Annotated in this window: 20 protein-coding genes; 17 read left to right on the forward strand and 3 right to left on the reverse strand. The window is 41.6% G+C overall.

What is annotated here, in order from left to right; all coding sequences use genetic code 11:
• Positions 1-88: 88 nt before the first annotated feature.
• On the forward strand, positions 89-1,309 hold the full coding sequence (locus AC2TDL_RS11530) for a hypothetical protein (protein ID WP_484696258.1): 1,221 nt from the start codon (positions 89-91) through the stop codon (positions 1,307-1,309).
• A 131-nt stretch (positions 1,310-1,440) separates the two neighbouring features.
• Positions 1,441-1,707, forward strand: a complete 267-nt coding sequence (locus AC2TDL_RS11535) for a hypothetical protein (protein WP_484696259.1) — start codon at positions 1,441-1,443, stop codon at positions 1,705-1,707.
• Between the two features lie 28 nt (positions 1,708-1,735).
• On the opposite strand, the gene AC2TDL_RS11540 is transcribed toward AC2TDL_RS11535, so the two are convergent.
• Complete coding sequence (locus tag AC2TDL_RS11540; RefSeq protein ID WP_484696260.1) at positions 1,736-2,119, reverse strand: hypothetical protein; 384 nt, start codon at positions 2,117-2,119, stop codon at positions 1,736-1,738.
• A 306-nt stretch (positions 2,120-2,425) separates the two neighbouring features.
• On the opposite strand from AC2TDL_RS11540, the gene AC2TDL_RS11545 reads away from it, so the two are divergent.
• The gene (locus AC2TDL_RS11545; protein WP_484696261.1) at positions 2,426-2,986 is read left to right on the forward strand and encodes a hypothetical protein; all 561 of its coding nucleotides are present in this window, start codon (positions 2,426-2,428) and stop codon (positions 2,984-2,986) included.
• A 49-nt stretch (positions 2,987-3,035) separates the two neighbouring features.
• Complete coding sequence (locus tag AC2TDL_RS11550) at positions 3,036-3,401, forward strand: four helix bundle protein (protein ID WP_484696262.1); 366 nt, start codon at positions 3,036-3,038, stop codon at positions 3,399-3,401.
• A gap of 542 nt (positions 3,402-3,943) precedes the next feature.
• Here the strand turns inward: AC2TDL_RS11550 and AC2TDL_RS11555 are convergent.
• On the reverse strand, positions 3,944-4,864 hold the full coding sequence (locus AC2TDL_RS11555; RefSeq protein WP_484696263.1) for a hypothetical protein: 921 nt from the start codon (positions 4,862-4,864) through the stop codon (positions 3,944-3,946).
• A gap of 191 nt (positions 4,865-5,055) precedes the next feature.
• On the opposite strand from AC2TDL_RS11555, the gene AC2TDL_RS11560 reads away from it, so the two are divergent.
• The 6 genes from AC2TDL_RS11560 (at position 5,056) to AC2TDL_RS11585 (ending at position 12,829) form a co-directional block, all read left to right on the forward strand.
• A complete protein-coding gene (locus tag AC2TDL_RS11560; RefSeq protein WP_484696264.1) occupies positions 5,056-5,943 on the forward strand; it encodes a tyrosine-type recombinase/integrase in 888 nt (295 codons plus the stop codon).
• Positions 5,944-6,099: 156 nt separating this feature from the next.
• Positions 6,100-6,951, forward strand: a complete 852-nt coding sequence (locus tag AC2TDL_RS11565) for a TnsA endonuclease C-terminal domain-containing protein (RefSeq protein WP_484696265.1) — start codon at positions 6,100-6,102, stop codon at positions 6,949-6,951.
• Positions 6,935-9,073 (forward strand): transposase, encoded by a 2,139-nt coding sequence (locus tag AC2TDL_RS11570; protein ID WP_484696266.1) that lies wholly within the window; start codon positions 6,935-6,937, stop codon positions 9,071-9,073. Before AC2TDL_RS11565 ends, AC2TDL_RS11570 begins: the two co-directional genes overlap by 17 nt.
• On the forward strand, positions 9,060-10,685 hold the full coding sequence (locus AC2TDL_RS11575; protein ID WP_484696267.1) for an ATP-binding protein: 1,626 nt from the start codon (positions 9,060-9,062) through the stop codon (positions 10,683-10,685). Before AC2TDL_RS11570 ends, AC2TDL_RS11575 begins: the two co-directional genes overlap by 14 nt.
• A 6-nt stretch (positions 10,686-10,691) precedes the next feature.
• Positions 10,692-12,575 carry a TnsD family transposase gene (locus tag AC2TDL_RS11580; protein WP_484696268.1) on the forward strand — a complete coding sequence of 628 codons (1,884 nt, stop codon included), beginning with the start codon at positions 10,692-10,694 and terminating at the stop codon, positions 12,573-12,575.
• Positions 12,576-12,697: 122 nt separating this feature from the next.
• A complete protein-coding gene (locus AC2TDL_RS11585) occupies positions 12,698-12,829 on the forward strand; it encodes a hypothetical protein (RefSeq protein ID WP_484696269.1) in 132 nt (43 codons plus the stop codon).
• 207 nt (positions 12,830-13,036) lie between these two features.
• Here AC2TDL_RS11585 and AC2TDL_RS11590 read toward each other — a convergent pair whose 3' ends face one another.
• A complete protein-coding gene (locus AC2TDL_RS11590; RefSeq protein ID WP_484696270.1) occupies positions 13,037-13,543 on the reverse strand; it encodes a hypothetical protein in 507 nt (168 codons plus the stop codon).
• A 1,882-nt stretch (positions 13,544-15,425) separates the two neighbouring features.
• Here AC2TDL_RS11590 and AC2TDL_RS11595 point away from each other — a divergent pair.
• The 7 genes from AC2TDL_RS11595 (at position 15,426) to AC2TDL_RS11625 (ending at position 22,367) form a co-directional block, all read left to right on the forward strand.
• Positions 15,426-15,557: a hypothetical protein gene (locus AC2TDL_RS11595; protein WP_484696271.1), complete on the forward strand. Its 132-nt coding sequence runs from the start codon at positions 15,426-15,428 to the stop codon at positions 15,555-15,557.
• A 34-nt stretch (positions 15,558-15,591) separates the two neighbouring features.
• A complete protein-coding gene (locus AC2TDL_RS11600; protein WP_484696272.1) occupies positions 15,592-15,819 on the forward strand; it encodes a hypothetical protein in 228 nt (75 codons plus the stop codon).
• A gap of 158 nt (positions 15,820-15,977) precedes the next feature.
• A complete protein-coding gene (locus AC2TDL_RS11605; RefSeq protein WP_484696273.1) occupies positions 15,978-16,847 on the forward strand; it encodes a GGDEF domain-containing protein in 870 nt (289 codons plus the stop codon).
• A gap of 204 nt (positions 16,848-17,051) precedes the next feature.
• Positions 17,052-17,264, forward strand: a complete 213-nt coding sequence (locus AC2TDL_RS11610) for a DUF4250 family protein (RefSeq protein WP_484696274.1) — start codon at positions 17,052-17,054, stop codon at positions 17,262-17,264.
• Positions 17,265-17,314: 50 nt separating this feature from the next.
• Positions 17,315-18,121, forward strand: coding sequence for a hypothetical protein (locus AC2TDL_RS11615; RefSeq protein WP_484696275.1), 807 nt, complete (start codon positions 17,315-17,317; stop codon positions 18,119-18,121).
• A 226-nt stretch (positions 18,122-18,347) separates the two neighbouring features.
• Complete coding sequence (locus AC2TDL_RS11620) at positions 18,348-18,494, forward strand: hypothetical protein (protein WP_484696276.1); 147 nt, start codon at positions 18,348-18,350, stop codon at positions 18,492-18,494.
• A 243-nt stretch (positions 18,495-18,737) separates the two neighbouring features.
• A complete protein-coding gene (locus AC2TDL_RS11625; RefSeq protein ID WP_484696277.1) occupies positions 18,738-22,367 on the forward strand; it encodes a P-loop NTPase fold protein in 3,630 nt (1,209 codons plus the stop codon).
• Positions 22,368-22,438: the final 71 nt, after the last annotated feature.

Here is a 22,438-nt window from a genome sequence, read left to right on the forward strand (position 1 = left end):
CCAACCTGGTTCGACGTTTTATATCTGTTGACCCGCAGTCAAAATAATTATCATCGTATTGTAAAGACAATACTGGGGGTGATAAAGCATGAAAAGTATAGACGAAATTTTTGAACCTAAAGGAACACCGAAACAATTGCTTAAACAAAAAATAGTCCGATTGAATAAAGGCAAACGTGAATTGCGAAAGCAGGGGTTTAGGGGGAAAGAATTCGCAATAGAGGTATATAAACTGAAAAGAAGAGAGGATCAAATATTAGAGAAAGGGGTTTTGGTATCATATCGAAAGGCTAACAAGATAGTAAAAGCGGCAATCCATCAACATTTGCTGGAAACAGGGAAAATCCATAATTTCGTTAAACGGACATTGGATTCAAGATTACACGATTTGAATATCACAACTCAGCAATTTGACCAGTTTGCGTTACAAAACAACCTGTTTGGCAGAATTTATGCCAATATTCCTGGCGAAGAAAACATATTTTTTCCATGTCAATTGGTGTCGAGTAACATAGCGTGGATATCAAAGGATAAAAAAGGTGTCTATCGATATTTCACTAAGCGGCCAAATGGACGGACGATTGGAATGAATATATTTGATTTCATTGAAACAGTGGAAGGGATAGGCATTGGAACGAGTGTTGCTGACAGCTTTATAAAAGCTCGTCAAGAACTGGCCAAACTGTTTCATATCGAGGAACTCCACGATGAATGGAGTCTCCAAGAGAATCAAAAGTATGAATATAATTTAGATTTGCTACAGGATGGGATAGCTCGAATAAAACAGAGACAACCGATACTTTATGATTATACAAAAGGCTTTGTTCCGCTGTTGATTTTGCTAAACTCTTGGGGGAAGGAGCATATTTATCCAAAGTTTCGTTGCAACGGAGAATCGGTTTTCTTTGTTTCTTCCACTGAGCTTAAGAATAGGTTGGGGGATCTTTATGAGAGGTCTACGATAACAAGAGCCATCAATATGTTGGCTTTAATCGGTCTCCTCATCAAAATCCCGCACACAGAACTTTCGGATGAACTTTGGGAGATTGCGAAAGGGATTCATGGAGGGAGAAAAGGGCATAAGTTCATCAATTTTTACCAAATTCCACGGTATACAGATAACATTTTGGCGGAAGCGGAACAGGTCGTCACAAATCTTCTTCAACATGGAATGAGCAACGTCGGCAAAATTACGAAAGAAAAAATTGAAACGTTTTTTGGCAAAGAGTATGCCTTGAGAGTTTTTCCCCCATCAAGAAGCATTGATGATCCGCCAAAACCAGATAATTTTGACGACATTCCATTTTAAGCGGGGCAAAAAAAGCTTCGCTTTTTTTATTTTGCATTAGCTTGTATCACTTTATCATTTCACCGCAATAAAGTTCATTACAAGGATACCCAACTTTGAAAAATGAATAATTCCAAAAAGCAAGATCGTTTTTGGCTTATAGTTTCATAGTCACCCTTTGGGTGACTACGGCGTTCGGTAGGAACGCCCAACTCATAGGTATTGTATTGCAATCAGGCTTCGAAGAAGCCGAACTTGGAGATAATGTTTTTTCAACAAAAATGAATATTCTTGGGGATTTTGCAAACATAATAAAGTCTATTATTTGTGTTTGGCGAGAAGATGGTGCGGGCAAGTCACTGATTATCGGTGTTGATCTGCCCTGTTTCTCGAAAGAGATAGGGGGGCATTTTTATTAATTGATTTGGTATAGTTTTGCAAAATGATTTATGAAAAAAGAGATTTTAATCCCTCATCTTCCAGCAACTCTTCAATGTCCGCGAAATCGTAGACGCCCAATTCGATGCAACCCAAAACAATCTGATCCCTTAGATCGCAATCGGAAAAGGTATACCCAGCTTTCGCCAACAGTTCATGTGTTTGTTTCAAGTCGCATCTGAAAAGAATGGCAATACGCAAAATAACCTCTTTCGAAGGTCTTTCATATTTATCGTTGAGCAGTTTTGACCAGTATTGGCGGGTGATTTGAGCCTGTCCAAAAAACGCCTCATTGTAATGGAACCGTCCCTTATCAGCGGCTAATTTTCGTATGTATTTGCCCAGGGATAAGGTGTTCTGTGCAGTCCTGAGTCTTGATTGGATGGCATTCACTTGAAAACTGCTCAAACTGTGCCCAAATACAGTTGTGCCCTCAGTTTGGTTTTCATAGATTGCAGAATATTTTTTGTTTTTCTGAAGAAAATCATCGGAAAAGGCTAGTTCTTTGATTTTTGTTTCAGATTAGCGTCTAATTTACCCATCTGTTGCCTCCTCTTATGTTGCCTGTCAGGCGACAATTTCCTTCTATTTAATATATACAATGAATCCAGAGGCAGGCAAAACAGGGGGGAGGGCTGAACAAGCAATTTTAACGTGAGAGCCCTGTTATAAAACTCAAATCGGAAGGATCGTGAGTGCATGTTGAATGAAATTCGGAGGCTTGTTTCAGATATTCAATTTGCAGAAACGGAACTGAAAAGATTAACAAGGGAAAATAAGAAAACAGGTGAATGGATGATAGAGCAGGTATTTGAAATCGCCAAAAACGTCCTGAAATTTGAACCCATTTTTAAAAAGGCGTCAATGTTCGGGACGCGAATGGAGCAAAGGGAATATTTTTACCGAACGGACGGAGAATTGCTAAAGGGGTTTTTGATCAATTCCTCACTTGAATATTCGGGCAATGCCAATGGTGAAGAAACAGAGGAATTCAACGAGTTGTTTTTGACGGAAGACAGGAAACTCATATGTTTTTACACTGTCCATAAATATCCAGATTCTCGAAAACATTCGATGCAACATGAAGTAACTCGATTTGAAGCCTATTTTGATGATGAGGAAATATACTATGGCTCGGTCATAAGGAGCTTGTCGAAAATGCTGAAAAGCAGGTATCAAGAGTTGATGACGAGAAGAGAAATTATGCTTGAACGGTTAAAGGATTTGGACTCAGTACGGATTGATGTGGAGGAATTTTAGGTTCATTACCAACCGAAGTATAGCGGCGGAGGGGGTGAGGAATTTATTCATGAAAGATTTCAAAACGTTGACCTTATATCAAAAAGCAATTGCTTTGGAAGACGAAATCGATGAGATCGTAAAAAAATTCCCACAAGACGAAAAGTATCGGTTGGTGGATCAGCTCATCCGATGTGTCACAAGCATCGGTGCAAACATCGCTGAATCGAATGGCGGGCAGTATGCAGGGCGTGAGCGGTACCACTTGGGGATCGCATTCGGATCGGCTAACGAGACCCGCTATTGGATTGAAAGGGCTTTCAGAAAGGGCTACATTGATAGAGACACGTTCGAGCGGCTGGATGAAAAAGCCCAGGAACTTCGCCGAATCATGGCAGGAATATTCAAGCGGTTGGACAATAACCAATCCGCTTGAATCGTTCCACAATACCGCATCCCCGAGAGGGGGTGCACCCCATACATAAAGCATTCAATGGCGAGAGCCAGATATTGGAAACATGTCATCTTCTATGTGTTTTCGATGAAGTTATAAAATGATTAATCCCATACCCAGACACAGGAAAATTGGAACAAATGGATTCGAAAATAACCGCTCGCTTCTACATTAGGCACCTCACCAGTCATGCTTCCCGCATCCTGCTCGGATCATGCTTGTCGTCATGATGGAAACGGCTCTTTCAATCGAATAAATGATACCGCTGACCAAAATAAACACAAAACCTAAATTCTATCTGTTTTCAAGCCGTCTCCCCCTTTGTCTTATTCTATTAAACAAGTTCAAACGGGACAATGGTATATCACCTGCACAAATTCCAGCAATGCAATATACAAAAGCCATGGTTTTAGCCTTAATAAGTTATGTGGTGAGTTTTTTCATTCTTAAATGCCCCAAAATGCTGAAGGTGAACAGGGAAACGAGCTTTAACTCTCAACATAATCAAGAGTTATGTAGTCAAGTTATTTGTCAGGTTTAGGATCCTGTTTCCTCCGTGTAAGTTTGTGCATTGATACAGCCAAGTATATGAAAATGGCGATTAATGCACTAAAGAAAAGTGAAATTAACAACCATTTGGTTTTTACATCGTTATAAGTTTCTTCTGGATAAGGAAGGAGAATGCAGGGGTAGGCTATGCCAACAATACAGGAATATATCAATATCGCAAGACCGCTCCATAACCCATAAGGTTTGACGTAATCATTCAAAATTTTTTGCTGTTCATTCTTTCTTACCGAAAGAAAATATACTTCATTCCTTAACTCGTCCCTATACTTTACTTTCTCACGATACGTCTGTGCATCCATGATGCTCAATACAGGGGGTTCAAGGTCATATAAGAATCCTGTACCGAGGACATTCTTCCTTATTATTTTGTACACTAATTCATACCAGCTTTTCTTTCCTTCGATTTGAATCCCGTTGTCATTGATGAACTCAGTAAAATCACTGGGAAGGTCTTCAGACTTTTCTATCATTTCTATGGTTTTATCCCTGATTGTAATCAACTCTTCAACATATGGTTTTAGATCCTCTTCGCTGAAATTGCAAGAATCATCATCACGAAGGATTTCCTCAAGGGATTTACCTTCAATAATCAATTCTTCGCAGTGGTTTTGAATAAAATCATCGATATCTTCTTCGAAAATGACTTTCTCAATGTTTTCCAGCATTTCTTTCTTGATAGTTAGATCGTTATCTATTTCTTGTAATCTTCGTTCGATAGATTGCTTTTCACCTGCAAGAGTAATTACTCTGCTAACCAGAAATCCGCCAATGATCGCAACAAGTGCGGCTGTCGCTGTGATAATCGTAGAAATCAGACCATTTAAATCCACTTTCCTTTTTCTCTCCTCCAGAGATTTATGGGCAATTTTCCTCATTATATCATGTCGTAAATATGACTAGGACGCTTGAAAGGCGGAGATATGTCCAATATAATAGTCCTTAATCACATAACCATTGAAAAAGTGCTTTTTCATGTGGATGATGTTTCGACTTTTAAAAAAAGGCGGAATGTTGCCCATTTGAAACAGCACTTTTTTTGTTGTCTGGCAAAGAAGGGGAGAGGAATTTGTATCTGGATCAATTTCGCGAAGAATTGTTGCGGGAAGGAAAGAGTTGGCTCACGGTAGAAGCCTATTTAACCGATATCCAACAATTTCAGTCATGGCTTCAGGATACGCTGGGGTACGAGAGCGACTCGATCACGGAAACCGATGTGCGAGAGTACCGACAATATCTGAACTTGCACAAGAAACTCAAACCGACCAGCATCAATCGGAAACTGAAAAGTGTCGTGTTGTATCAACGTTACCTAGTGAAGGCAGACGTATGCAAAGAGGAAATTCAATTGAACAGAGTGTTGTTGAAACACACGACAGAGCTGGATCGGGAAATTAAAGTTGTGGAAAAAACGGACATGTACCGTCTGAAGAGGACCATTGAAGCGGAAAACAACAAAAGGGACATCTGTATTTACTATTTGCTTTTTGGAACGGGAATCAGGTGTTCGGAACTCGTCAATATTGAATTGGATGACATTGTGCTAACCGAACGAAACGGCAAGAACCATTACAGTTACATTCTTATACGTAACGGCAAAGGGAACAAGTCGCGAAAAGTGAACCTGAATGCGGCAACAGTGAACGCGGTTAAGGAATATTTAAATGTGCGTCCTAACACGGATTCGAACAAACTGCTTATTGGACAGCGAGGCCCACTCACGCGATTGGCGATCAATAAAATTTTGGATAAGTACAGCAGAAAAGCACAATTGTCCGAGAAAGTGAATCCCCATGCGGCTCGTCACACATTTTGTTCCCAACTGATCAAAAGTGGTGTCGATCCCAAGACGGTTTGCCTATTGACGGGGCACAGTTCGGTGGATCTGGTTTATCGGTTCTACGTCAACTCCAGTGCGGAAGACAAGCAAAGAGCGGTTGACGGGTTGCAAATCTGATCACATGAAACCATACAATCTTACTTTCTTTAATATAAAAAGTGCAAGTGCCATGAGTCGTTGCAGGCACAGTGCCGTTTCAAAAAAAAAACGGATGCTGTTGTCTATGTGCGACTCATTGGCACTTTTTCTTTTCAGGCAATGGAGGCGAATCAATTGGCAAGAAGCTCAGATTGGACAGAAGCAAAACTGAAACGATTTTTGGCGGAAGGTCGGGGGCAAGGTGAACGCGAATGCTACCGCCCTTGGTTGACCGTAATGGACATCCCCAGCCGCGGCAGAGCAAGCCGAGTGTTTTCAAGAAAGTGCAACCGTGTGGTGCATCTGCTCACCGATACGCAACTGCGGTACTTTTATTTGCTGGAATGGGATGAATCGATACTGGATATCAAGGAACAGTTTCCGCTTCTTGATGCAGAGATCATCGTGGATCAAATGGACGAGTCGCTCTTAAAGCGGCTCAAGGATCCCAAAACGGAAGTCCCCCATGTAATCACTACGACATTTGTCATAACAGCAAAGGATCATGAAGGAAGAGAAATCCAGTATGCCCGTGCCATCAAAGATGCCGCCGAACTGGAGAAAAAGGCAACTTTGGAGAGGCTGGATATTCAGCGGCGGTATTGGGAAGCCCGCCAGGTGGATTTTGCCGTTGTGACCCAGCACGAAATTCCATATCAGCGAAGCCGCAACATTGAATGGGTGTTGTCTGCTTTGAACGTTCAGGATTACGGATTTTCGATATCGCAAATCCAGGCATATGCCTCGAACCTGCAGGAACGACTGTTATCCTCTGACCAAAGTCTCCGTGCCATCCTGGCTTCTTTTGAAAGGGAGATGAAAGAAGAGGCGGGCACGGGGCTTTGGGTGTTCAGGTACTTGATCGCTTCCCGACTCATCCAGGTCAACATGGACGCAGACATTCAGCTGTCTGCGACTCCCAAGGATCTTGGGCTAAAGGTTAATATGCTTCAGGGAGGGGAGAAGAGATTTGGAGCTGTGCGTTAACACCGTGATCAACTATGTCGGCGAACAACGGCTTGAACGCATCCTTTGGATCGATGCGGAACAGACGGCCTGCTTTGTCATCGACATTCAGGGCAAGGAATTTCCCCAAAGCCGCTGGCTGGAAGATATCCATCACGGAATCGAGCAAGGCTTCATCGGGATTGAAGAATCCGATCCGTGGGCCTGCATTGTGGATCCCGACATGCTGTCGGAAAAGGAAAAAGAGAAGTGGGAAGCGGATTGGCAGATCGTCCAGGCGATTGCTTCCAAAAATTTTGAACCGCAAATCTTCGTTTCAACCGAACGGTCGAAGCTCGTTCGCCAGGCGGCGGAGAGGTTTGGGTTGTCGGAAAAGCAGATCGGGAGAATTCTCAAAAGGTATTGGAGCCGCGGCAAAACCAAGCTGGCGGTATTGCCCGATTTTGCCAACCGTGGCGGCAAGGGAAAGGAACGGGGGCAGGCGGCAAGGAAGCGGGGCAGACCAAAACGGTTTGATTCCATCTACGCGGAAATAAACGTGAGCGAGGACGTGAAAAAGATATTCCGAATTGCCTTGGACAAGTATTACTTTAAAGCCAATCGCCCCTCCCTCCGCTGGGCGTACGAGCAGATGCTGAAAGAATATTTTGCTGTGGATCGCAAGCTGGACAACGGAGTCGAGCTTCCCGTCATGGAAAGCGGCACGGCGATTCCTTCCTTTTCGCAATTCCGTTACTGGTTTCGCAAATGGCGGGATTTGAAAAAGGAAATCTCCCTGCGGGAAAGTGCGAAAAAGTTCCATCAGCGGTACCGACCTGTTTTGGGTTCCACCCAGCAAGACGTGTTTGGTCCAGGATCGGTTTATCAGATAGACGCTACAGTAGCAGACGTTTATCTCGTCAGTTCGTTCGACCGAAGGCTCATCATAGGGCGTCCTGTGCTGTACCTGGTGATGGACGGGTATAGCCGAATGATCGCAGGTCTATACGTTGGGCTGGAGGGACCAAGCTGGCAAGGGGCGATGATGGCGTTGAAAAATGCGTGCGAATCGAAGGTGGAATGGTGCCGTCAATATGGGATTGAGATCCGCGAAGAAGATTGGCCATGTGTGTACCTTCCCGAATCGATTCTGGCGGATAGAGGTGAACTGCTTTCCGACAAGGCGTTGTCCATCATCGAGCATTTGCAGATTGCGGTGAAAAACACCTCCCCATATCGTCCAGACTGGAAAGCGGTTGTGGAGAAACATTTTGATCTTATTCAAACGCATGTAAAACCATTCTTGCCTGGGGCGATTCAAGAGGACTTTCAGGAACGGGGAGCCAAAGATTATCGGCTGAACGCCGCTCTCACCATCCAAGAGTTCACGCAAATCCTCATTAAATGTGTGTTGTACTACAACAATAGACATTATTTGACAGGATACCAGCGGGATGCTGATCAGATTGCACAAGATGTCCAGCCAATTCCTATTCTTCTATGGAATTTTGGCATCGGGCACCGTTCGGGAAGGCTCCGTAGGGTATCGGAAGATATTTTGCGTTTCAATCTGTTGCCGACGGAGGAGGCGACGGTGACGCCTGGCGGAATCCGTTTTCAAGGCATGTACTACAGTTGCCCCACGGCGTTGAAGGAGAAATGGTTTGTCCACGCTCGCACACATGGCACATGGAAAGTGGCTATTTCTTTCGATCCTAGAAACGTCAGCCGCATTTACCTACGGTTGGGCAGAACCCAATATGATGTGTGTCATTTGTTGGAATCCCAGGCTCGGTATCGGAATCAAAGTCTGGAGGATGTGAACTATCTTCTTGCATGGGAGAAGCAGAATCAGGCGGAATCGCAAGACCTGGAATTGAAAGAGCGGATATCGCTTGCGGCGGAAATTGAAGCGATTGTCGAGGAAGCCAGGAGGAAAACCCGTGCAGAATCTCTTCCTCTGTCCAAAACCCAAAAACTGAGGGACATAAGGGAGAACAGGCGGCAAGAGAAAGAAGTGAACAGAAAACAGGAAAGTTTTTCGTTGGTGAGATCTTCGGCAAGTGAACGTTCGGAACGGCGGGATGAGGAAGTTCAGGAAGAACGAAGCTATTTGAGAATCTTGAAACAAAAGCAGGAGGATGTGTTTTGTGGAGATCGTTAGATTGCCAAACGGAACGGAAGCGGTTGTTGCGACATACCGAAAGCAGGTCATTCCCGATTTTGCGGGCAATCCATGGATCGAGGCGTTGCCCGACATTTTATCGCCTGAACAGGTGATCGAAGCGTTGTCCAGTTATCCGCCGATGGATCCGTTGGAAAGACAGTTGGAACCGCATCTTCGCATTCACTTGATTCCGCAACGGCTTTCCCAATACTTTCAGCCTCTGGAACAACACCTGGTGCTTTATGATGCGATTTCGTCAATAATTCGGGGCGGATATGCGGAACGCAATCCTTTTTTGCCGAGCGTCATCAGGCGATTATCTCAAATGGAGAACAGGAAAAGGGGCAATGTATATCCGTCGCATTCGACTGCCAAAAGCATGGCGTTGATTGGCATTTCGGGTTCAGGGAAAACCAGCTCGCTGAACAGAATCCTTGCCCTCTTCCCGCAAGTGATCGTTCATTCCGAGTATCAGGGGCAAGACTTCTCCAACTGCCAAGTCACGCACATTCGCCTGGAGGCTCCATATGACGGAAGCCTGAAGGCTTTGTGTTTGCAATTGTTTTCCGCCATCGATACGCTTCTGGGCACGCAATATTTGGACAGGTACGGGAACGGGCGTTGGTCAACGAACGTGATGATCCCGATTTTGTCCCGACTGTTGCAAAACATGGGGACGGGAATTTTGGTAGTGGACGAGATTCAACATTTAAGTCTCGCGAGAAGCGGCGGTTCCGCCCAAGTGCTCAATTTTTTCACGACCCTGATCAACTCAGCCCAAATCCCCGTTCTGTTGGTGGGCACACCGAAAAGTTTGAAGGTGCTTACCTCGGAATTTCGCCAGGCACGACGAAGCTTAAGCGGGCATGGCGGTTTTCTGTGGGATCGTTTGAAAAATGATGAAAACTGGGCATTGTTTCTGTCAGGATTGTGGCAATACCAGTGGACGAGACACGTGGAGGGGCTGACACAGGAATTGTCCGATGTCATGTACGAGGAGACACAAGGGATCCTAGATTTGTCCTTGAAACTTTTCGTGATGACGCAAGTGCGGGCAATCGTCACTGGAAAAGAGAAGATCACCGCCGAGTTGATTCGCAAAGTGGCGAAGGAACAATTCAAAATCATCCGCCCCATGCTCGATGCCCTGCGGGATGGACGAAAAACGCAGTTGCTGGATTATGAGGACATTGTCGTTCCCGATGTGGAAGAATTTATTCAAAGGGAGCGAATTCAAATCGATGTGCAAACTTTTATCCAGGAAACCCGAAAACGAACCGAATCCAGGCAGGAACAAATTGTGCGGGTGAAAGACGAAGCCATCATTCGACTGCAGTTATTGGGGATTTCCGAACGACAAGCTTCGGAACTGGTGAGAGTCGTGTTAACCGAGCAACCGAGTGCTTCCGATGTCAATGAAGTCGTCAAGGCGGCTTTTCAATTATCGATTCAAAAGAAACAGGACAGACAGGGCGGGAAGGTAAACCCTGCGGAAGACGAACGTGACTTGCGGTTGATCGTGAAAAAGGGCAAGGATGAGGGGATGACCGCTTATGATGCCCTGAAACAGGCAGGCGTGATCCGATTCGACAAGTGGTGTGCGGGGTGATGGCGAGTGCTCGTATTTTTTCCTACCCCCTATCCCGATGAGCTTCTATATTCCGTCTGTGCCCGTTATCGCAAGCGGACAGGAGATCCAAGTCCCAAGAACCTGCTTCAGGATTTGTTCGGCAAGAACAACGTCCTGGCTTCCGTGGATTTGCCGTCCCATATCGGGGCGTTGGTTGCTCGACTTCCTGTCGGTTCCAAAATAACGGCGGAACGATTGATCATGGATCACACGATGTATCCCTTTTATTCCGCTTTTCTCCCTCCCGAGCAAGCAAGAGCGGTTTTGGAGGCGATGGTCAGCGGAAGCGGCAAAAGGATTTATGCCCAGGCAGGAGTCATGGCGAGTTCGATTCGAAACTCGTCAACCTTTCGATACTGTCCCCTTTGTTTTCGGGAAGATTTGGAGCGGTACGGTGAGCTGAATTGGCATCGCATGCATCACATTCCTGGCTGGGATGTGTGCGTCAAACATGGAACGTGGCTAAACGACAGCAAGATTGCCCTGCGGCAAACGAACAAACATGCGTTTGCGGAACCGACGGAAGAAAACTGTCCTTTGGATCAGGTTGCGTTCATAACGGATTCAAGACTGCTTTCGCATTACCGTTCCATAGGCAACGGCATTGAAGCTCTGCTCACGCAACGTTTTCCTCATCGGCCGCTCGATTGGTTCCAGAGGCATTATGAAGCCAGGCTTCGGCAAAAGCATTATGCTTCCCTTGTCAGTGGGAAAGTGGATCAAGCAAAGCTTCAACGGGATTTTGTTCAATACTACAGAAAGGAGTTTTTGGAACGGTTACAGTCCAGCTTGCGGGGAGAAAGCAATTGGCTGGCGATGATGGCCAGAAAGCATCGGAAATCCTTTCATCCCTTGCGGCATCTGCTTTTGATGAATTTTTTGGGTGTCACGCTTGAGGAAATGTTTTATCAGGATGAGCAGTACAAGCCGTTTGGGGATGGACCGTGGATTTGTCTAAATCCTGCGGCGGAGCATTATCAACAAAAGGTGATTACCGATTTAACCATAAGCACTTGTGAAATAACCAAGAAAGTGATTGGAACCTTTGCATGTACCTGCGGATTTGTTTATACAAGGCGGGCTGGAGAAAGTGACCCAAGCAAAATATCCAGGGTTAAACAATACGGGGAGGTTTGGGAACAAGCCTGCCTGCGGCTGGCTAACGAGGGTTTAAGTTTGCGAGAAATTGGCCGAAGGCTTCATGCGGATCCCATGACCGTTAAGAAGCATATCAGAGGAAAGGAAGTAAAGGATGGACGGCGGGATCTAGAGCGGGAACGGGATCGAATCGAGTGGCTGTCCCTTCAACAACAGCATCCGAATTTATCCAAAACCGAGCTTCGGAAACTGAATCCCGCACTGTACGCCCGTTTGTATCGAAATGATCGGATTTGGCTCAATAAGCATTCCCCTGAAACCAACAATAAGAAGACCAGGAACGTTCGGGTCGATTGGAATCAACGCGATCTTGAAGTGTTAGCAAAAGTCCAGGATGCAGTAAGTCAAATTCTTGAATCCAACGGAAAGCCCAAAAGACTGACTGTGAGCAGAGTCGGGGCAATTGCTGGTGTTAGACCTTTGCTGGAAAAACATTTGGAACGATTGCCCAAAACAAAGAAATACCTTGATCGAACAGTCGAAAGTGAAGAACAGTTTCGACGGCGAAAAATTCAGTGGGCTATAAAAGAATTGGAACGGGTGGGAAAACCCGTGCAGGAATGGTCCATTCTCAGAAAAGCGGGCATTCGCAAGGAACATGCTCCAATGGAGTTTTTCAGGGAACGCGATTCGATTTTCATTGAGAAAGCGGCAAGGATTTGTTATGATGATCTCATCTCATTGGATGATTGGAAAAAGGAAAGAAGTTAAAATGAAATTGTTCATTTTGCACAAAAACCATAAAATACCAAACCAACGCTCAGTCGAAAGACTGGGCGTTTTTAATTGTGTTTTCTTTGAAACAGGATTAGGTCTGAAAGGGGTGATTGCAAATGAAAAAGATGATGGGGAATCTGCAGGATAAACATTGGCTTCAAGATGTCTGCATGGAAATGTTGGCGTGTTTGCTCATGCTTTGTGCTGGCATCGTGATCGGCTCTTTTTTCAAATCGTTGCTGTTTTAAGGGATGAAATAAGTTTGGAGGGGAAAAAATATGATCATTTTCTAAGATTAAAGTAGCCGAGGAACTGAGAGAAAGAATTAAGCAAACGGTGCACTGCATGACCTGGAAGACGGTGAGTCCTTTGCCATCCTTGATGGAGGGCGGGTGATTGTTGGTTACGGGCACGACGGAAGGGCAGATAACCTTGTTTTAAATGGTTTAATTGACTTAAAAACGCCAAATGATCGGTTCTCGTTCACCTTTTTCCCCTTTGCCTTCCTCAATAATTTCAATTACCTCAACATGGCAACCATATAAGAGCTTCAATAGGGCAAGCCCCCTGATTTGGCTGTCTCTTAACTTATCGTGGGTATCTTGTCTTTTACATTCTGCAAAGCGGATCTCTGAACAATCGGGTTTGTAAATCATAAGATCAGGTTGTTCCATTCGAACGGCAGGGTAAAACAAATAATACAATTGTCGGCCTTTCTCATATCGCTCGTCACCAAAGAATTGACGGAATATCTTCTCCGCTTTTGGATATTTCCCAAGTTTGTTACCGCCAAACAAATTGAAGTCATGATGTATCCATTCGTATCCTATTGACTCGTAATATTTCCCGCCAATATATTCACCAAACCCCATAGTACCAGGAAGGTTTCGGCAATAGGGATCGATGCAGTCTTCACGGTATCCAAGTTTCAAGCGTTCATATTGTTCTTTCGTGTATGTCACTATACGGGTTGGAATCAGAATATCCAAGGAACAACACCTTCTTTGATTAGTACGATTTGAAACTTCACAGGCCAAGAATGCAAGAACTCTCCCCGATACGAAACAACTCGAACTTTTTGCCCACTACTTTATAATAATTGCATGTACCAATTTATGAATTAAAGCGGTTTCAATAAAAAACTATCTAATAATTCATTAAAAATCACTTCAAGTGTATTTGAAATGAGGAAACAATAAAATTTGCTTTGATATTTATTATTATAGCATAGTTGATTTTAATAGTTCTTTTTCCCTAAATAAAAATTCCTGTCCGTGAATAAAAATAATTGTCCAGAGATAAAATTTGTGTCCATGAATACACCAAATACTGGAAAATGGTGCAACTGGATTTTTGCTTGGGTTTTTATTCGAGAAAAAAAGCGGAAATCCTTCAAGGATTCTGCCGCGGCGGACGAAAAAAGACTGGATCATGATCGGGAACTAACCTGATACAAGGATTGTAGGCGTTTTTTCTGTCAATATCCTGTTATGGATCTTGCTTTAATCATGAACCAAACTCAAGCCAAGTCCCTTATCCTTTTTACCTACATTCCTCTAAATACGAGCAATAATTTTTATCTTGTTTTGCTCACAATTGTTCCATTTATTCCCTGTAAAAACACCTTCATACCTCACATAAGTGGACAATAATTTTTATTTCGAAATTGGCGTGAAAATGGCTGAGATGGCTTGAGGGGAAAGGAATTTCGGGATTTGTGTGGAATTAGAAATTGAGGACAGGAATTTTTATGTTGTTACAGCATTTTTCCCTAAATAAAAATTCCTGTCCAAACGGATATAAAAGTGTCAGGAATAAAAATTAATGTCCTTGTATGTGAGGTTTCGCAGGGAAAGAAGTCTGAATTCTACCTGAGAGCATGGATTCAGACTTTTTGTGTTACGGCAAAGATGGGAAGTAGCTTTCAGGATTTCACATCGGGAAGGTGAAAAAGTGCGTAACTTATGGAAAAACCTCATTTTGGTACGTAACTTTTGTAAAAAGCCTTCTAGAGCAGGGGTGAGGAAAATGGGCTGAGGAAGGCGGCATGGATCATGGAGCTTTCAGGGATCAGCGGAAATAAACCAAAAGTAGAACGGGAATTTAGGTGAAAAATTAGTTGAGAAGCACTGCATATAATTTTAGAACGGAGATTTGGGTGAAAAATTTATTGGGTTATAATTAAAAAGTTAAATTTAGAACGGAGAAATGGATGAAAAATTGAATGGAGTACGCGGAAATTGTAAAAATAACGGAAAGAGTATGCGGCTTTTGTAAAAATTATGGATTTGGTATACGGATTATGTAAAAATAAAGGAACGGGAACACAAGGAGCCTTGCAAGGCTAAATCAAGGGATTCCAGCCTTTTCTCAAGCTCTCACCCAAGCATTTGCTCAGTTTACCTGTCCCCTTTACCACCTCCTTTCCCCTACAAATGGACAATAATTTTTATTTTGATTTTGACGTGAAAATGGCTTGGAGGGCTTGAGGGGCAAGGCATTTCGGGATTTGTAAGGGATTGGAAATTGGGGACAGGAATTTTTATTTTTTTACATAGTAGGCGAAAAGGTTGTTGAGGGGAAAGGGAAGTTGACAGTAGATATGCAACAATGAAAGTTGAGTGATTTTGCAGATTCGATTTTTGTTGAGAAAGCGGCATGTTTTTGCTATGATGATCTCAACCCATAGGATAATAACTGGAATAAGGAAAGAAGTTAAAATGGAGAATTGTTCAATTTACACGAAAAACCAAAAATCTCCGATCCAACGCTCAGTCGAAAGACTGGGCGTTTTTAATTGTGTTTTCTTTGAAACAGGATTAGGTCTGGAAGGAGTGATTGCAAATGAAAAAGATGATGAAGAATCTGCAGGATAAACATTGGCTTCAAGATGTCTGCATGGAAATGTTGGCGTGTTTGCTCATGCTTTGTGCTGGCATCGTGATCGGCTCTTTTTTCAAGTCGTTGCTGTTTTAGGGATTGAACATGGTGGATTGGGAGGGAAGGAAAAATGATCGTTTTTAAGATTCAGGTATCTGAAGAGCTGAGAGAAAAGATTAAGCAAACGGTCCAGGATCAACTGCATGACCTGGAAGACGGTGAGCCCATTGCGATCCTCGATGGGGGGCGGGTTATTGTCGGTTACAGGCAAGGCGGCAAGGTGGTGATTGAGCAAATCGTGGATAAAGTGATCGGTCTCGAAGACATGGCGGGAGAACAGCAGAAACCGACAGAGTAAGAAAGGAAAGCCAAGGTGACAGGTCCAACGGACCGTTCATGAAAGTGGATTTTCAGTTAGAGATGAATGGGCTTTGGAAGAAAACAGTGCGATATTCGAAACAATATGTGACGAAGGGTCGGTATTTACAACCCTTCAGAATTCAGGAGGTTCAGGAAATGGATAAAGAAACTGCCGACCATCATTTCGAAACATCGAAGTTTAAAGAGATCGTGATGCAGTCAAGGGACATCATTTACTACTGCCGCATCAAACCAAAGCCGCAAGTGTTGTTTGTCAATGGGGCCTTGGAGCAGTATTTCGGCAGAGGCTCGGTACAACTATGTTATGAGCATCCCGAACACATTTACCGTCATTTGCACCCTGATTTCCGTGACATCATCCAGAAAAAATGGAGCGGGGATTTCGACTATGACAAGCCCATCATTCAATGTTGGATGGATGAAAATGGACGGGAACGGTGGTTTGAAGAGCTGGTCACGCCTGTTTATGAAAACGGAGAGCTGATCGCGATGCATGGCATTCTCCGAAACATCGATGGGTGGATCCAGCTCAAGAAAGATCTGGAGTATCGGATCTCGCATGACGCTTTGACGGGGGCTTATAGCAGGAATTTTTTTGAAAGGATGATGAAACGATACGACGAGGAAGTAGACGTTCCTATGGCGATCATCCTATGCGACCTGGACGAACTGAAAACGGTGAATGATCACTTCGGGCACAGGGAAGGGGATCGGCTTATCAAGGAAGCCGCCAAAATACTGATGAATTTTCAGTCGGAAAAAGTGTTTGTTTCAAGAATTGGCGGTGATGAGTTTGTCATCCTGGTCATTGAAATGGAATCATCCGAAGTGGAAAAGTTGGTTGAAAAAATGGATGAAGCTATAAAGAGCTACAATAACAGGGATTGTCCGATGAAGATGTCCTACGGATACGCTTATTCTCATTCGTCCAAAGGGAACATGGAACGATTATTCGAGGAAGCGGATCGGAACATGTATAGCAGTAAATTTGGAAAGAAGGAATGAAGTAGAGTTAGCACACAAAGCGAAGAGCGGCCATATTTCCGTGGTTCCGTGAAAGTTTAATCTCCCTTTTCGTTATCTGCCTGTTCGTGTTCACGCTTTAATGCGATAAAGCTCAGACATCATAGAACCGAATCGCCGTAGATTCTGGATGAATACTGCTTAAAATGAATGAACAGGTAAAAATCGTAAAGGGGGGTTATAAACATGTATGGTCATCAGTTTTATCGCTTCCCCGTTGAAAGAAGGGTTCAGTTTATCAATACAGAGCTGAACAATGGTCATTATCAGTCGTTGGAGGAATTGGCGGACGATATTTTTCTGGATGCCCAAGACATGAAACGTGAACTAAAACTTCACGGATATATCTATGTGCCAGAGATGAATCAGTTTGTGAAATATGTGGGCACATCAAAATGACTGCCAGTTTAATGGTCTTCTAAAATCAAGGAAGGGATTTTGTTTGCGGAATGGAACAAACCAGATTTAAGCTGATTATATCGGGCATTAAACTGATATCCGATTTTCGTCCGTTGGATACCATTCATAGTCGTTACGTCCGTGATGTTCTGTGTTCGATCGGCGATCGAAATACAGTCGTGATAACGGGAACGATTTGCAGTGAAGATCAGAACAAAAATTTCCTGATTGCAGAAGACCTGACCGTCTTTTTTCTTAGATTGTTTTCCCTGTTCGGGTTGAATTGCCGTATTGAACATTTTGAATTGGACAAGGGCGGCGATGTTTTGTGGGACTATCCGCCTGTGCCAACGGTTGAAAGGCAGATGATTAATGATCAAATAGGCAAGATCAAGTCTTCATTTTTCGAACCCCAATCATCCGCTGGGTTTCAAGCCATCCAAGCTTCAACAAGGGTAGATGTACCGCATCATTTTCGCTCTTTGGCGGCGTTCTTCTTTGAAGAACTGTGTCCTCGCTGGGATGATAACGTGCTAAGAGAATATGTGGAAGTGTTGCTGGAGCGATATGAAGGTCAGTACGAAAAAAGGTTGCTGGAACTTATCCATGTGTTATGTGACGCAGATATTACCGACTCTCGTACCAATTTGAATCAATTATCCAGGTTGCGGTCGGCTATGCAAAACGCTAGCGGATCCAGGTTAATTGACGAAAATGTTGCTCAATCCATATTGGCATGCATCAAAGCGATTTATTCCCAAATGAGACAAGGCGATTATGATCGATTAAATAGAAAGCTCGTCTCATGTGCACATGAATTGCTATTCCCGCTAGTTCAGAAATTATTACGTTCTTGAATGGCGAGCCTATAAGATGGGGAATCCAGGTTAGAAGGGCTTCGCCGCCATTGCAATTGACCATTAATTGGTTATAATTATGGGTACGGGTAAGTTTGTCGCTAACCGACATGCGACGAATAAATGGTCGGTACGCAGGTATGTCGCTGACCGATATGCGACTCATCAAGTGGTCGGCTTGTAAGTTCACAGCAACGCCTCTAACCTTAGAGAACGAGGTGTTCGCATGAATCGGGAAGAAATTTTTAAAAGCTACAAAGGCAAGAAAGGAAATACTTCAACGAAAGTTCTTAGACCCGCACAAGAGCCAGAAGTGTTTCGATTGGCAAAAAAAGCGTTGCGGATCATCGCTTTGAGAAGAATGGGTGGATAATGTGAAGGTATGCCCCGTAATCCTATGATAGGGTTATGGGGCTTTTTTGATTTTACGGCATACCGTTGTCTCGTGAATTCTCCCGAAAAGGTACGTTTTCGGAAGAATTGTTTTCATTTTATTATTAATGTGACAAACCATATGTTCATTCGACAAAAAGCTAGGTCTATGATATATATTTGTCAAATACGTGTTTGAATATGGTAAAATTTGTGTAAGCTTTTTATGGGATGGTGCATTTTTATGAATCTGAGAGAAAAGGTTGCGGGTTATTTTAAAAAAGAATATAACGTTTCTTCCAAAAAAATTTTTATTGAAGATAAGCCCGTTGAGGAAATTAATGAGGATAAATTTCAGTATAAGCAAGTCGCAGAAATAATTTATGATCTGCTAAACCAAAATAATTTCCCAATCCATATTGGTTTATTTGGCAAATGGGGTTCTGGAAAAACAACGGTTATAAAACTTCTTGAACAAATTATTACTTCGAATGAAGGAGATAAAAATAAATACAAGACTAAATTAATAAGCGTATGGAAATTTGCTGATGATGCTCCGTCTTTACATCGCAAAATAGTTCGAGAAGTCGAATTTGCGTTAGATATAAAAAACGATGAAGGACTTGATATAGAAACCACTAACCAAGAAAGTCTTTCTACAACTGATGGGGCTACTCTATTTTCTATAAAAAAAGGTTTCATAGCAAAAACATTAATTTATGTATCAATTCTTATGTTGATTTTTTTAATCGCTATTGTCATGAATAATCCTTTATTTATTTCAACTGTTACCAATTTTGTATCGTTGACCACTATAGTTATCATTTTGGGATTGTTAAATGTCTTAAAGGGGACATTTAGGAGAACAAGTCAAATAACTACTAAAGCAATTGCACTGCAATATGGGGATCAATATGAAGAAAGATTTAAAAATGCAGTGAATAAATATTTAGAAAAAAATCATGGAAATAATCTAATACTTATCTTTGATGACTTAGACAGATTACCACCCAAACAACTTGTTGCGGCATTAAATTCAATTAAAACATTTTTACATTCTGATTCTTGTGCATTCATTATCCCTTGTGACAAAGAAATTCTTCGTCAAGGAATCAGAGTTGTTTTAAGTGAGAAAGCCGACGATTCGGACATAGATGATAAATTTATTTCGGAATACTTAAATAAAACATTTGATTATCAGATTCACTTGCCTATATTAGAACAAAAAAATATGAAAAGATATGCGAAACAATTACTAATGGAGCAGAACATTGAATGGGCTAGTGATCCAGATATTAATTTGGATAGAGTTCTCGGAGTTTTAATCCATAGTTCTATAAAAACACCACGGCAAACTAAGGAATTGTTAAATGCCTTTGCTTCAGATTGGATATTGGCAAAGAAACGAGATAATGAGGTCGGCAAAAAAGTATTAACGAAAAATCCACTTACACTGGCTGTTTTTACTGTTATTAGAACAAACTTTCCTGATTTTTATAAAGAAATTGAGATTGATCCATATTTAACATACAGGGAGGAAGATATTAAGCAATTAGGTAACAATGAGTTGCTGGCTTACTTATCTAGAGTAGAGCGTTACATTCCCAAAGATGATCCTAGGCCCTATATTTATTTTAGTAATGAAAAATTAAATCCTGCGACGGGGAAACCAGCTGTTGAAAGAACAAAGCAGTTTTTAATTAACGGGCAGGAAGAAGAATTTGTTAAATCAATGAATGAATTAGGTAATGATGATAAAGGAATAGTTCTTTCGTCTTTATTATCTGATATAGATGACAATGCAGGGATCGAAGTTGAAAATTGCCTTAAAACATTAATTCATACTGAAATTGACTTATCTTTTGTGTCTGAATCAGATATAGATCGTTGGGATCAATTATTAAGAGACAATAAGGATTACCTGATGAAGTTTAGTCCATCAAAAGTGTGTAAACTGTTGGATCAGTTATCGGATAATTTAAGTACTTGGAATGGATATGGCGAAGGTATTGATATTAATGAGTATTATAATGATTTAGTTGATTTGTGGATTAGCAACCCAGATTATATTAATAAACTAGGGTTATCTCATTTAGGGGACAAGCTTACAAAAACTTTTTTGGAAAAAAATGAAGGCTTGAAATTAGCAAAACGTCTCTTCAAAATACCTAATAATAATAAGTTCTTAAATGAAATTGATTGGATAGAATTACTTAACGAATCATTGATTAATGAAGAAGAACTGGATTTCAATTTGTCTACCTGGTTATTGGAATGGGAATCAAAAACATTTAATAAAATTACACCACTGCATGTAACGGATTTATTGGAAAAGTATGATTTCAGATCCTCTGAGCAAATCGAAGGAATTGGAGATGTGTGGTGTTCTGCTTACGAGAATAATAATAATGGCGAACTATTAGCATTAATAAATCTTATAAATCATGATGATTTTTCGGGGTTTAACGAAGAGAACTACAAAAAACTTAATAGTATCTTAGAACAACAACATGGTGAAAACTACAATCAGTTGGCAGAAGTCGTAAATGAAATGTTATCAAATTGGTGGGATAATGGGAACCAAGATAGGGCAATAGATTTTATTTCAAAATTATACAATAGTCCAGGAGTCGTAGAGTTCTGTGAGTTACATTTTCACTTTGGATTAGCTGAAGAAGAACTTCAGTTATTCCTCGAGGTATTAATTAAAAGAGGACAAATATTGGAGACAAGCTCCCATTTTATTGAAAAGTTAAGAACTGAGTTCATTAATGCAGGTAATAGCCATGTTCAATCAAAATCAGTTTCAATAATTAAAAAGCTCATGGAGAATTCTTATTGGGCGAACAAACTAAAAGAAGTTAAAGAGCAATTTGTCCCGATAAATGATCATGGTTATTGGCTGAATTGGAACGAAACTGTTTTAACACAAAAATTAGATGTATTTTTCTTGGTTTGGGAAACAAATGAGGATGCTCAAGTATGGTTGTTTAATTGTATTGAGTATATGGCAAAAGTTGCAAAAGGATATATTAATTCAGGGCGTAGTTATAACGGACAAGCTTCAAGATATTTAAATATTATTGTTGAATCCATGATTCAACATTATAGAGAAACTATTAATTGGAATGATAAAGTAAAATTATGGGTGAACATTCAGCATCCGAACCAACCGAATTTTAGTTTATTTTCAATTTTAGAAACAAGCGTAAGAGGTAACATTTTAGGTTTTCTTGGTAGGCAAATTAAAATTAATAATGAAGAATTTAATAGTTTGTTAGTAGAATACGCAGAACTTAATGTAAAAGCTTGTCGAGAAGCAATATTTGCAAGATGGGAAGCTATTGGCAAGGAGGGTAGAAAAGAAATAGCGGGTTTATTTAGTGAACTCAATGAAGAAATTGTAAATGAAAATATTCAGTTGCTTAATAAGTACCTTAAGTATAATGCGAGTATCAATTATCTAGATGAAGTTATTAATTGGAACATCGAAGATAGCTTGAAAAAGCAAATTTTGAATACTATCATTAAATCCTCGCCACAACATGAACTAAACAAATGGATTATAGAATCTCTAGACTTTATGAATAAAAAGGGTAATAACTATTGGTTAGGATACTGTATTGATTATTCGATAGATGAAAATCTGATTTCAGGTGACCTCTCAGAGAACGTCATAGAAACCTCTCTTAATCTAGGTGATGAAAGGGCAAAATATGCTCTAAAATTACTAGATGCTTCGGGGATATCAAAGGGACAAATGAGAAGGTATCGTGCCAAAATAGAGCAGTTATCTGATAAACATGAAGAGTTGGTGGAGAAAATACGAATGAAACAGGGGTGGAAATTTAGAAAAAAAAGTATTACAAAATAAGCTTATATGGTTTACATGTTCTATGTCACCGTAAAATAAATCCCGTCCTGTGAAAATAAAAACTGTCCAGA

The sequence above is a fragment of the Paenibacillus sp. plas6 genome (assembly GCF_057221655.1).